A 12163-nucleotide genomic window follows, 5' to 3' on the forward strand; every position below is an offset into this window, starting at 1 on the left:
TGAGTACCTACCCAAATGGAATTATCGTGCAGTTCCGACTATTTAGCAGACGCTAAAGTTATTAAATTTTCATTCCTAATCACGTGTTTGTAGGTATCTTGCCAAGCGTCACCTGTGGATTGACAGCCCTTCACAGAGTTCGGTTTAACTTGCAGTTTTTCCCCTGTAAGTTGCTGGTAAATTTTCCTAAATGTCGGGCAATGTTGGCGTTCTTCTTTTTCCCAGACACCTATCTCTAGAATGTTGCCATTGGCATCAAAAATTCCTCCCATAAACCGCGCCATTTGCGGGTAAATATGCTGTAAGTAGCACCAACTTTCTCTACCGTAACTGCGGATGGGAGCTTCAATTTCTGCCGCACTTGCCAAAATTTGTAAAAAAATTTCTGGCTTGACACCAATAATTTGGTCGCGATTGATGCCTTGCCAATCTATGGGTTCCCAAGGGCGGGGATGCGGGGTGGAAAATTGCTGGGGTAGATCGGAAAGTCGATCGCTCAAAACTTCCAATGACATATAATGGTCGATGAGGGAGTTAATCCTGGCCCGACTTTGCAAGTAGCGAGGGCTTTGATACTGATTTCCAGCCAAATCAATTGTATACACCTTACCAGTAGCTTTCATTGTTTCTGCCTGTTCGTAACTTTTACAGCTATTGTGCAAAAGGCATTTGGGAAGTTGCAATGAGTAACGTGCAGGCTGCTCAATTACTAGCAGTTGCCTTGACTGAGCCGAACTCAGGTGAAACGGCATGAAGGAGGGTGAAGTGACGTACTCCACACACTCCCCTTCGAGTGAGTGTGGGCTTCTCAACGACTCCTCTATGAGGACATTAATTGAGCTTTGAGGGCGTGCGTCCCACGCGCCTTTATGTTTATAGCCGCGTTCAAATCCCTGCACAAACTTGTATGGCATACCGGGCAATTGTGCATTCTTTGGGATAGCCACTTTTTAACTTTGTGACCGCAGTTAGAACATTCTTGGCTGGTGCCCTTCGGATTTACAGTTATTACTTTCAACCCAGCATTTTCGGCTTTGTTTGAAAGTATGATGATAAACTGTCCCCACCCAGCATCATTAATACTTTTAGCCAGTTGAGTTTTAACGAGTCCTTTGATATTCAACTTTTCCACAGCTATGACATCGTACTTATCGAGCAGCGTTCTAGCTGTCTTAAAGTGGAAGTATTTACGAGTATCCGCAACTTTTTTGTGCTGGACAGCTAGTTTTTTAATAGCTTTATTGCGACGGTTAGAACCTTTTTTTCTCCGAGAAACACGACGTTGCGCTGATTTTAATTTGCGTTCAGCTTTACGTAGATGTTTTGGCGCGTTAATTCTCGAACCATCCGAAGCTACATAGAAATCGATTAAGCCTACATCAATACCAACAATATTGTCCGAGTTAAAATCAGGTTTGATTGTGGGAACCGTTTTGTCATCAAGACTTAGGGTTACATTATAACCATCTGCTTTTTTTGTAACCGATACGGTCTTGATATCAAACCCTACAGGTATTGGACGGTGAACAATTACCTTAACATTCCCAATTTTTGACAGTGTTATTTTGTTGTTAGCAAAATGATGTCTCTTGAATTGAGGGTACGTAAATGTTTTGTATTGCCCCACGCCTTTAAACCTAGGTCTACCAGATTTATTTCCATTACTATCACCTTTTAACCATCGTTCAAAAGTTATCTGGACTTTCTTAGGGACTTCCTGCAATACTTGAGAGTGAATCTCTTTATACCAAGGTCTATCTAGTTTAAGTTGGGTGAGAGATGCCTTTTGACTGTAATAGTTAGGCTGCTCTTTTAACTCGGGTAGCTGGCAAATTAAGGGACATCTATCTAGAGGAAAACGATTTTGCCCATGCCAATCAAACCTTTGAGCAAGTAGATAATTATATTGACAACGCAGCATTTCGAGCGTTCGAGCGATTTTTTCTACTTGCTATGAAAGTTGGTTTAATTTTGTACTGGTATGAAGTTCTCATTGCTATCCTTTGTTTGCGACATACAAATAGTATAACATCAATGCAAAGACGTTATGTAGGCATTGATGAAAAACAAAACATTAAATTTGAGGATCTCCGAGCGTAGATTAAACAAACTACGCTTATACTCGTCTCAAAACGATAAAACCATAACTCATGTAATTGAAGATTTTATAGATTCGCTATGAGTGTTAAAAATGGCAATTTCTCATCGGCCCACCGTGGAATTCAATCCGTAGGATTGAATCGGTTGTGGGTCAATTCCTCATCGCCCAAAAATTCATCTCATCGCCTCCGCAACGGGCGAGGCGAGAGGCTTCTTTTTGTTTCAGCTAAACAACAGATGATACGGCTAAGATCTGCCGAAAAGTACCCTTCCTCCCATCCCCAAAATAATTTAACTCGATTGTGCGGTGGCAATCGCTGGATTCTGCATAGTTAATTACTCGCCACAAGTGTCTGGCATTGCATCACAGCAATTAACCGCGGAATCAGCACCGTCAATCTTGGTTTCAACAGTGTCGGTAATTGAAAATACAAAGACTTGCCACCGCCCGTCGGCATGACAATCATCATATCCAGTTTTTGTAAAGCAGGTTCGACAATTTCCTGAGTTGGTTGTTGGATTCTACACTATTCCATGCTTTTGGAGAACCAATACACTGAGTGCGATCGCACAAAATTCCTTAAGCAGAGAAACCGATACTTTTAATCGGGGTTTAGATTGATAGTGATGGGTAGCGATAGTGATGGGTTTGGGCCCTCACAGAAGTCACCCCCAAATGGAAAGCCGTTATCAACAGCAGAATTTTCCACTTTACTTTAATTCGTTACATACCGAGATTAGATGGTCAATTATTTGCTTGAATTACTGCTACAAATTAACAGCCATCAATATTTCTTTACAATGTTCGGAATCTGGACTTCACAAACAAGCGTCAAAAATTGATGGTTTTTGAATTCTGAATGTAAATTTGTGCGTAGATATACGTGTACCGGCCACAACAGTTGCCTTCGAAACTTCACACAATCTTCATAAATTTCCGTATAATTACGGTAAATTTATAAAGATTAGGTAAAGATTACCCTTAAAGGTAGCCAAAATCACGATTCTGTAAGTTAAACTGAGAGCCAGTCAAAACCACACTTACGTAATCACCACACAATCCTGAAAAAACGCAATTTTATATATCCTAAAGGCGTTGAAGGGATGTCGTAACTAACGGGTATTCGTCTGACATATCGACAAACAGTTTGTAAGCCAACTAGGTTGCAACTAAACCAATAAAAATTTCTCATAACCGGGTTAGTTGTAATTCAAAAAAATTGAAACACTTTTTTGACAGGGTAAGTTATGAAAAAAATTTCAGGGGTGGAAAATCACATTTTTAAAACCAGAGAAGCCTTGGAAAAATTCCCGGCTATTCAGAAAATTTTCGAGGAAGTCGGTGCAGAACCGACATTAGTGGCGAAATTAAATAAAGCCTGTGAAATTTGCGAGTTTCAGCTCGGAGATGAAATCACTCAATATCAAACATCAGATAATAGCAACAATTTAGTTGAAAAAGAACAGAGCGATCGAAATTTTTATTTAGTTGGCGATGGAAGAGTCAGGCTGCTAGCGGTAGAAGCGTCTCAACAGCAGGAAATTTCGGCGGTGGTACTGGAAGTCGGAGCAATATTTGGGACAGATAACCTATTTATTGAAAGCGGACTGCCTTACAGGGCAATTGCGGCTGGGACTTGCCAAATCGGTCGAATTGCGGCTACCACATTGGAGCTTATTTTAGAGGAATTCCCGCAACTGCAACAGCACTGGCGGCAAGAATTTCAAGAGCGACAGCGGTTAATATTTTTCAAGACACAAACAGATTTGCGATCGCTCCCTCCCCACCAACAACAGCTTCTGTGGCCCCACTTACTTCCTTACACACAAGAAAGCCGAATTCCTGCCGGAGTTTCCCTCGCTGAGCATTGCCAAAACTCCAACAATCATTTTTGGCTCCGCAGCGGTCAAATTCAAGGTCAAGCACCGCCCATTCTCGGCAGTAACTGGGAACATTCAGACGTAAAGAGCGACTGGATAGCGGTAACAGACCTGCTAATTTACCAGCTTAGCAGCGAACAGTGGGAAATCGCCAACGCCACAATTAGTTCCGAAAGCAATTCCCGCCCTAAAATCATCCGCAAACCTTCAATCTTAAGCTTAGTAACGCCGCCCCAAAAGGCCAGCTCTACCTCACAAACCGAGCCATCAAAATTAACCGCAGTTGCTCAGCAAAAACCCGCAACCGGAATCATCAGCTTTCCCAAACCCAAGCAGCGGCGCTGGTTGAGCAGCCGACACCCATTCATTCAACAACAGAGCGCAGCAGATTGTGGAGCTACTTGTTTAGCCATGATTAGCGAATATTGGGGTAAAAAATTCAGCCTAAATTACTTGCGCGAATTGGCAGAAATCGGCCGCAGCGGCGCGTCGCTCAAAAGTCTGGCAAAAGCAGCGGAAAGGATGGGATTTCAAACCCGTCCCGTGCGAGCTTCTTTAACTCCGCTGCGAAATCAAAATCCCTGGATTGCTCACTGGCAAGGCAATCACTACGTGGCAGTTTACCGCTTTAAAAATCAACAGGTTTTAGTGGCTGATCCGGCTGCGGGCAAGCGGTGGATGAGCATTAAAAATTTTACCGAAAATTGGACTGGGTACGCCCTAATTTTAGACCCAACAGCGGAACTATACCGCAATCACAGTGCCGAACATCAAGGTATCAAACTTAAAAATTTTGTGGGCATAGTCTGGCCCTACCGGGCTGCGATCGCCCAAATTCTGATTCTCTCCTTGTTGCTCCAATTATTTGGTCTAGTTACTCCCCTATTTACCCAAGTAATTCTCGACCAAGTGGTTGTCAGTAAAAGCGTAGTAACTCTGCACGTTTTTGCGATCGGGCTGCTACTGTTTAGTGTTTGGCGAACGTTGTTGGGTGCAACGAGACAGTATTTGCTGGATTATTTGTCGAACCGCATTGACTTGACTTTAATTAGTGGCTTTATCAGTCACACTCTCAGTTTGCCGATCAAGTTTTTTGAATCTCGTCAGGTGGGCGATATCTTGACGCGGGTTCAGGAAAATCAAAAAATTCAGGCATTTTTGACTCGCCAAGCTATTACGGCTTGGTTGGATGCTTTGATGGCTGTAGTTTACATCGGACTGATGGTTTACTATAACTGGCGTCTGGCGTTGTTGGTGCTGGCGTTGATTCCGCCGATCGTGATTTTGACTTTAGTGGCAACTCCGTTCCTCCGAAAAGTGTCGCGGGAGGTTTTTACCGAAAGTGCCAAGCAAAATTCATCTTTGGTGGAAATGATTACTGGGGTAGCGACGGTTAAGGCAACTGCTGCTGAGCGAGAAATGCGCTGGCGCTGGGAAGACCAATTAACCTGCATGATTAATGCTAAATTTCGCGGGCAGAAGTTGGCGAATTCTTTGCAGGTGATCGGGGGTGGGATTAATACTTTGGGGAGTACGGCTTTGCTGTGGTATGGGGCAATGCTGGTGATTCAAGATGATTTGACGATCGGTCAATTTGTGGCTTTTAATATGATGATTGGGAGCGTAATTTCTCCTGTGCTTTCAGTGGTGGGACTTTGGGATGAGTTTCAAGAAGTGCTGGTTTCGATCGAGCGTTTGGATGATGTATTCTCTGCCCAACCTGAAGAAAGCCCTTACAAGCCAATGCTGGTGCTGCCTCGCATTCAGGGAAACGTCAAGTTTGACAATGTTTCTTTCCGCTATTCTCAGGATGAGGAACGCAATACGCTGCAAAATCTTTCCTTTGAGGTGCAAGCTGGAGAAACTGTGGCAATTGTCGGCCGCAGCGGTTCCGGTAAGAGCACTTTGGTAAAGCTGCTGCAAGGTTTCTATTATCCAGAAAAGGGGCGGCTAACAATTGACGGCCACGATATTCGGCACATTTCTTTGCAGTCGCTGCGAGTTCAGTTGGGTGTTGTTCCTCAAGATTGTTTCTTGTTTTCGGGAACGATTTTGGAAAATATTACGCTGTATAAAAACGGAAACGATGCTGATTCTGCAAGCTTGGAACAGGCGATAGAAGTGGCGAAGCTAGCAGAAGCTCACGCTTTTATTCAAGATATGCCACTGGGTTATCAAACTCCTGTGGGGGAAAGGGGAACAAGCTTGTCTGGGGGTCAGCGACAACGAATTGCGATCGCCCGCGCTCTTTTGGGTGATCCCCGGATTTTGGTTTTGGATGAAGCAACTTCTTCGCTGGATACCGAATCTGAGCGCAGGTTTCAGCAAAATCTCGCCCGCATTAGTCGCGATCGCACTTCGTTTATTATCGCTCATCGGTTGTCTACGGTGCGTAATGCCGATCGAATTTTGGTTTTAGACAAAGGCATTTTAGCCGAACAAGGCAACCACGACGAATTGATGGCTGAACGCGGACTTTACTATCACCTCGCTCAGCAACAACTCGATATTTAAGTCATTAGTCATTAGTCATTAGTCATTAGTCATTAGTCATTAGTCATTAGTCATTAGTCATTAGTCATTAGTCATTGGTCATTAGTCATTGGTCATTAGTCATTAGCAACCAATACAAGACTAAATATCATTTTTACTCACTCCTGACTCCTGACTCCTGACTCCTAACTTCTGACTCCTGACTGATAGCTCCTAACAACGGTCAACTGCCAACAGTCAACAGACTAATTTGGAGGAAATACAATGTTTTCAGAAGATGCCAAAGAATTAGGCCACGCTCCTAACGAAATAGGCGAAGTTTATGGGGGCGTAGCTTCTAGGCAAGAAAACGAAGCTCGAAAAAAAGACCGCTCTTTAGAAGTAGTCGAATCTCAAAATCGCTCATCTAAAATTCATGACGGTATCAATATTGCCAAGTTACGGCAGCCAGATGCTAATAATTGGTCTACTTCTTTGCACTCGGTACTCGACCAGCCGCCAGTATCTTTTCCGCAGCGGTTGATATTAGGAGGAATGGTTTTTTCCGTAGCTTTTGGAGCGTGGGCAACTTTGGGAAAAATTGACGAGGTTGGTCATGCTCAGGGCAAATTAGTTCCCAAAGGCGCTGTTTACAAAATTCACCCGACAGATACGGGAAAAATTATTAACCTCGCTATCAAAGAAGGTCAAAAAATGAAAGCTGGACAATTATTGGCCGAATTAGACCCGGCGAATGCCCAGAGCGAGGTGGAGCGTCTTGAGAAAATTCTGGACGCTGATCGAATTCAATTGGTGCAGCAGATTAGTTCGATCGAGAGAACTCGACTGGAAGTTGAAGCGAGCCAAGCTATTGCTGCTGCAGAGCAGCGGGGGGCTGAAGCTGCGATCGCCCGTGCGATCGCTTCAGCGGCCACCACGCAGTCTCAAATCGAGCAATTGCAAGCAGATTTAGTGTCTCAGCAAGCGCGGCAACAACAGCTCAAACCTCTGGAAAACAATGTACAAGACTTGCTCTCGCAACTGAAAACAGATATTAATTCCCAGCAAGGGCGGCGCGATCAGGTGAAACCATTGCAACGCAAGACTCAAGAATTGCTGGCCGGGTTGCAAGCAAAAGTGGTGGCTCACAAAGAGCGGATCGCGCGTCTCAAACCTTTGGTAGATGAAGGAGCACTGTCAAAAGACGTATTGTTTCAAGCTGAGGAAGCTCTACGAGAAAGCGAAAATGCCGTGATTAGAAGCCAGTTGGGGGAGACCACTCAGGCTGACGATCGCGCCTTTGAAGTCGAGCAAACCGTTCGCGACAGGCAAAGTGCTGCCATCAGGAGTCAACTCTCTGATGCAACTGTGGTTAAGGAAAGGCTGTTTGAAGTCGAGCAAAATTTGCGCGATCAAACTAGCGCCATTTCTAGAACCCAAGGTGAATTAACTCAACAATTGGCAGAAGTCGATCGACTGCAAGCCGAAGCCGCCAGCAAACAAGCTGCAGCGCGCCAAACGCAGTTAGAAAAAGAGCAAAAAATTCAGCAGTTGGAAATGCAATTAAATCAAGTCAAATCCAAAATTGCCGAAACCCAAACCCTGCTCGATCAAGCAAAAAATAAGCTCAAACAAAGATTTCTCTACGCACCCGTCAGCGGAGTGATTTCCGCACTCAACATTCACAACACCGGCGAAGTAGTTCAACCGGGTCAAACTATTGCAGAAATGACTCCGAATCAGGCTCCGCTAGTGCTGGAAGTCAGTTTGCCTAATCGAGAAGCAGGATTTGTCAAAACCGGAATGCCGGTGCAAGTCAAATTCGATGCTTTTCCCTATCAAAATTACGGCGTGATTCCGGGAAAAGTTTTATCTATTTCGCCGGATGCCAAAACAGACGAGCGATTGGGTGTTTTTTACCGGGTGGAAGTGAGTATCGATCGAGACTCAGTGAAAGCCAAAAATCAAACCTGGAAACTCAAAGCTGGTCAAACAGCTACTGCGGAAATTGTCATCCGCCAGCGCAGCATAGCCGACATTTTGCTTGACCCTCTCAAGCAGCTACAAAAGGGCGGCATGAGTTTGTAGAAATTAGTCATTAGTCAACAGTCAACAGTCAACAGTCAACAGTCAACAGTCAACAGTCAACAGTCTACCAATTTACACAGAACAGGATAAAATAATGAATTCCCAATTTCACCATTCTGCCAATCATTCCCAAGTTGGAATCAAACCAGAACAATTGGATGAGATAATTTCAGCCATCCTGGCAGGAAAGTATTCTTGGGCTTGTTTTTTACTTTTGCGGTGCACGGGTTACAACCCTCTCGACTATATCCCTTACCGTACTTCCAACCGCTTGCTGAAGGAAAACAGTCAAATCAGCAAGTCGAGGAAATCGGAAACTCAGCCGGCGCTGAGCAAAATTGCGGATTTAGATTATGTGGAAGTGGTGAGGGAAAAACGAGCCGGAGTTCGAGGGGGTGATGCAATTCAGATTGGTAGCGAGTTGCACTCAGATACCGCAGGTTTTGTAGCTGAAGTAGTCGGCCCAGGTTCACCTATCTCGGCGTTGGCGGTTGATGTTCACAATCAAGGATTTTTTGCTGGATTTAAGACGCGCTGGTTTAATTGGGCGGGTAAGTAATTTAGTCGATTGACCGACAACCCGGTTGCGGGCGTTGGGTGTACCTGTTTTTTGGTTGACTCACCGCGGGCGATCGGGTTTTTCAGTATCGAACATCCGCACTTCCGATAAATCTGCCAAAATGGCAACACTCTGTGGTGATCGTACCTAATACTTTGTTAAGTAGGTCAACCTAAAAAAACGGAATACCCAGATACCCGACTTCTTTAAGAAGTCGGCTATCTAAGATAATAACGTTTTACGTTGATTCAATTCTTTAATCTAAAATCTAAAATCTAAAATCGTTTGACCTGTAACTTCTGCGGTTTTGCCGGGGCAGTCTTTGTCAATACAACTTATCAAGTGAGCCCAATACTACAATCTTCCAGTCTCGTCAATAGATAATAAAACGAGGCTGGTTTTTCTCTGTCAAAATACATCGATTTTCTGTAGCTTTTGACCCAAAGAAATACAAATATTTATGAAGTGAAGTTTACATTTGAATTTTCCACAAATCTGCCAAATTGGCAACACAGCTCTAATTAGTCCAGATATATTAGGTACATCGAAAGCAAACAAGATTGCTTCGAGCAAGCAGTTAACCAACAAGGGAAAAAACCATGATTATCTCTGACCTGAACCATGTCGAAGTTGTTTCCGAAGCAACCAGAATCGAAGGCGGTTTCACTGAATTTGATTTGATTGTCGGCCAAGTAAACTTCATTTCGCTGACTGCTGGTCTAGCAATTGGTAACGTAGCGGTAGCCGACGCTGGTGCCGGTGCGATCGGTTATGGCTCATTTACCAAGGCTGCTACCAGCACATTTACGACTCCTTTTTCGAGTTCATCCGGTGCATTTTCCGTATCGGTTTCCGATTAGGAATTCAGTCAAATGCTGCTAGTTAAATAAGTCCGCACTACTGGCAGCTAAACGATAGAATTACACAGTTTTTTAGTCAAACAAACCTGCAATAGTAAAGGGAAAAAACCATGATTATCTCTGACCTGAACCATGTCGAAGTTGTTTCCGAAGCAACCAGAATCGAAGGCGGTTTCACTGAATTTGATTTGATTGTCGGCCAAGTAAACTTCATTTCGCTGACTGCTGGTCTAGCAATTGGTAACGTAGCGGTAGCCGACGCTGGTGCCGGTGCGATCGGTTATGGCTCATTTACCAAGGCTGCTACCAGCACATTTACGACTCCTTTTTCGAGTTCATCCGGTGCATTTTCCGTATCGGTTTCCGATTAGGAATTCAGTCGCCCGCTGCTAGTATAATTAAGTCCGCACTACTGGCAGCGGAACGATAGAATTACACATTTTTCAAGTCAAAAATACAGCCGTATCCAAGAATAATAATCAGATAAAGGTAAAAATCAATGAGAATTGAGGATTTGACATATTTGGATAAAATTTCTGACGAAGGCAATATTGTTGGCGGTTTTGCTTCAGTCGATATCAGTGTTTTTAGCTCCGCGATCGGTGCATTCACCTCAACTGCTGCTAATTCTCAGTCTTGGGCAGTATCTTCGCCTTACGGTGGTTCTCTAGCGGTTGGTTACGGTCAGGTATTTGCGATCGCCTACACTCCGCCGTCATTTCCCAATTTCCGAAACTAGATTCCGTGAATAATAGAAATTAAATAATTTTTATTATCTCGATAGGGTAATAAAATCACAATAAAAATGTATAGCTCCATTGCTTTGACCCAGAGCAATCTTCAGTTGATTTATCCAGCTTAAAACAAATTTTAAGGAGATTAACAGCGATGCCTCAATTAGACGCATCTGCTCCTCCTACCCTAACGGTCGGTAGCAGCAGTCCAAGTGGCTCTAGCTTGTTAGCGGGTGGAACTGGTGCAAGTAGTAGTGAACCTACTAACTATTCAGCATCTTCAGAATCAGCCCCAACAGCTAACAGTTCTAACATTTCTACTCCCAGCGAGCCTTCAGGAGGCAGCAGCAGTTCTGCCCAATCCACTTCATCCACTTCCGACAGCGGTGCAGGCAGTACAAGCAGCGCGACAGCCACTTCCCCTACAGGAGAATCTAGCAACAGCAGCCAAACAGTCTATACTCCGGGAGCCACCTCGAGCAGCGGCAGCGCTACAGCCTCGTCGGGGGCTTCTCCGACGACAAGTGCCACAGCTTCGGCCCCGGCAGCAACACCAACACCAACACCAACACCTGCACCTGCACCTGCACCTGCACCGTTAGGAGACAGCAGCGGTGCCAGCAGCAGCGCGACAGCGACTTCTCCGACAGGGAACAGCAGCAGCACCAGCACTCAGACAGCATCGACTCCCGGTGGCACTTCTAGCAGTGCGAGCGCCTCAGCTAGCAGTGGTTTAGATACTCCGCCAACTACTAGCGCCACAGCAGCAACACCAGCGCCAACACCAGCGCCAGCACCAGCGCCCGCACCAGCACCAGCACCCGCACCAGCACCAGCACCCGCACCAGCACCAGCGCCCGCACCAGCACCAGCACCAGCACCAGCACCAGCACCAGCACCAGCACCAGCGCCCGCACCAGCACCAGCGCCCGCACCAGCACCAGCGCCCGCACCAGCACCAGCACCAGCACCAGCACCAGCACCAGCACCAGCACCAGCACCAGCACCAGCACCAGCGCCAGCGCCTTCAGAGAGTAGCAGTTCGAGCGAAACGAGCTCGATCGCCAATAATCAAGGTGTTACTAACAACAGCAGCGCGACAGTAACTTCCCCCACAGGCAGTAGCACTAGCAATCAGACAGCCTATACTCCGGGAGCTACTTCTGGCAGTGCAGAAGCAACCGCTACTACAGGCGATCCACCAACAACTAACATCACAACTAACATCACAACTAACATCACAACTAACATCACAGCACCAGCGCCAGCACCAGCGCCAGCACCAGCGCCAGCACCAGCGCCAGCGCCAACACCAGCGCCAACAGCGCCAACACCCTCAAATAATGAGGATGCGATCGGTACGGGTGGTGGTGACAGCAGGGCGAGCACTTCTAATCCCACAGATAACAGTAACAGCAATAATTCGATCGCACTTCCCAATCACAATACGAACAACAGCAATGCTGACA

The 12163-nt window shown here is 45.4% G+C and carries 13 protein-coding genes; 6 read left to right on the forward strand and 7 right to left on the reverse strand.

Going from position 1 to position 12163, the window contains the following annotated elements; genetic code table 11:
* Positions 1 to 38: 38 nt before the first annotated feature.
* The 3 genes from QUB08_RS20745 to QUB08_RS20755 form a co-directional block, all read right to left on the reverse strand.
* The gene (locus QUB08_RS20745) at positions 39 to 779 is read right to left on the reverse strand and encodes a hypothetical protein (RefSeq protein WP_333226667.1); all 741 of its coding nucleotides are present in this window, start codon (positions 777 to 779) and stop codon (positions 39 to 41) included.
* Positions 780 to 820: 41 nt separating this feature from the next.
* Positions 821 to 1921 (reverse strand): transposase, encoded by a 1101-nt coding sequence (locus QUB08_RS20750; protein ID WP_333226669.1) that lies wholly within the window; start codon positions 1919 to 1921, stop codon positions 821 to 823.
* Positions 1922 to 2432: 511 nt separating this feature from the next.
* Positions 2433 to 2621, reverse strand: coding sequence for a DEAD/DEAH box helicase (locus tag QUB08_RS20755; RefSeq protein ID WP_333226750.1), 189 nt, complete (start codon positions 2619 to 2621; stop codon positions 2433 to 2435).
* Positions 2622 to 3348: 727 nt separating this feature from the next.
* Between QUB08_RS20755 and QUB08_RS20760 the strand changes: the two genes are divergently transcribed.
* The 6 genes from QUB08_RS20760 to QUB08_RS20785 all read left to right on the forward strand — a co-directional run bounded on the left by QUB08_RS20760 (position 3349) and on the right by QUB08_RS20785 (position 10699).
* A complete protein-coding gene (locus QUB08_RS20760) occupies positions 3349 to 6495 on the forward strand; it encodes an ABC transporter transmembrane domain-containing protein (protein WP_333226671.1) in 3147 nt (1048 codons plus the stop codon).
* A 243-nt stretch (positions 6496 to 6738) separates the two neighbouring features.
* Positions 6739 to 8541, forward strand: coding sequence for an HlyD family efflux transporter periplasmic adaptor subunit (locus QUB08_RS20765; protein ID WP_333226673.1), 1803 nt, complete (start codon positions 6739 to 6741; stop codon positions 8539 to 8541).
* Positions 8542 to 8635: 94 nt separating this feature from the next.
* A complete protein-coding gene (locus QUB08_RS20770) occupies positions 8636 to 9100 on the forward strand; it encodes a HetP family heterocyst commitment protein (protein WP_333226675.1) in 465 nt (154 codons plus the stop codon).
* 599 nt (positions 9101 to 9699) lie between these two features.
* Positions 9700 to 9960 carry a hypothetical protein gene (locus tag QUB08_RS20775; RefSeq protein WP_333226677.1) on the forward strand — a complete coding sequence of 87 codons (261 nt, stop codon included), beginning with the start codon at positions 9700 to 9702 and terminating at the stop codon, positions 9958 to 9960.
* A gap of 110 nt (positions 9961 to 10070) precedes the next feature.
* Positions 10071 to 10331, forward strand: coding sequence for a hypothetical protein (locus tag QUB08_RS20780; RefSeq protein ID WP_333226677.1), 261 nt, complete (start codon positions 10071 to 10073; stop codon positions 10329 to 10331).
* Positions 10332 to 10459: 128 nt separating this feature from the next.
* Positions 10460 to 10699, forward strand: a complete 240-nt coding sequence (locus QUB08_RS20785; RefSeq protein WP_333226679.1) for a hypothetical protein — start codon at positions 10460 to 10462, stop codon at positions 10697 to 10699.
* 262 nt (positions 10700 to 10961) lie between these two features.
* Here QUB08_RS20785 and QUB08_RS20790 read toward each other — a convergent pair whose 3' ends face one another.
* The 4 genes from QUB08_RS20790 to QUB08_RS20805 form a co-directional block, all read right to left on the reverse strand.
* A complete protein-coding gene (locus QUB08_RS20790; RefSeq protein WP_333226681.1) occupies positions 10962 to 11135 on the reverse strand; it encodes a hypothetical protein in 174 nt (57 codons plus the stop codon).
* Positions 11136 to 11150: 15 nt separating this feature from the next.
* The gene (locus QUB08_RS20795; protein ID WP_333226682.1) at positions 11151 to 11360 is read right to left on the reverse strand and encodes a hypothetical protein; all 210 of its coding nucleotides are present in this window, start codon (positions 11358 to 11360) and stop codon (positions 11151 to 11153) included.
* A gap of 86 nt (positions 11361 to 11446) precedes the next feature.
* Positions 11447 to 11707, reverse strand: a complete 261-nt coding sequence (locus QUB08_RS20800) for a hypothetical protein (RefSeq protein WP_333226685.1) — start codon at positions 11705 to 11707, stop codon at positions 11447 to 11449.
* Between the two features lie 130 nt (positions 11708 to 11837).
* On the reverse strand, positions 11838 to 12113 hold the full coding sequence (locus QUB08_RS20805; RefSeq protein WP_333226687.1) for a hypothetical protein: 276 nt from the start codon (positions 12111 to 12113) through the stop codon (positions 11838 to 11840).
* Positions 12114 to 12163 lie beyond the last annotated feature (50 nt).

The organism is Microcoleus sp. BR0-C5, from assembly GCF_036705045.1.
In the GTDB taxonomy this organism is placed as follows: domain Bacteria; phylum Cyanobacteriota; class Cyanobacteriia; order Cyanobacteriales; family Microcoleaceae; genus Microcoleus.

Coding starts and splice junctions, on each gene's coding strand:
- QUB08_RS20765 (WP_333226673.1), top strand. CDS start 6,739: ATGTTTTCAGAAGATGCCAAAGAATTAGGCCACGCTCCTAACGAAATA.
- QUB08_RS20750 (WP_333226669.1), bottom strand. CDS start 1,921: ATGCTGCGTTGTCAATATAATTATCTACTTGCTCAAAGGTTTGATTGG.
- QUB08_RS20785 (WP_333226679.1), top strand. CDS start 10,460: ATGAGAATTGAGGATTTGACATATTTGGATAAAATTTCTGACGAAGGC.
- QUB08_RS20780 (WP_333226677.1), top strand. CDS start 10,071: ATGATTATCTCTGACCTGAACCATGTCGAAGTTGTTTCCGAAGCAACC.
- QUB08_RS20770 (WP_333226675.1), top strand. CDS start 8,636: ATGAATTCCCAATTTCACCATTCTGCCAATCATTCCCAAGTTGGAATC.
- QUB08_RS20760 (WP_333226671.1), top strand. CDS start 3,349: ATGAAAAAAATTTCAGGGGTGGAAAATCACATTTTTAAAACCAGAGAA.
- QUB08_RS20775 (WP_333226677.1), top strand. CDS start 9,700: ATGATTATCTCTGACCTGAACCATGTCGAAGTTGTTTCCGAAGCAACC.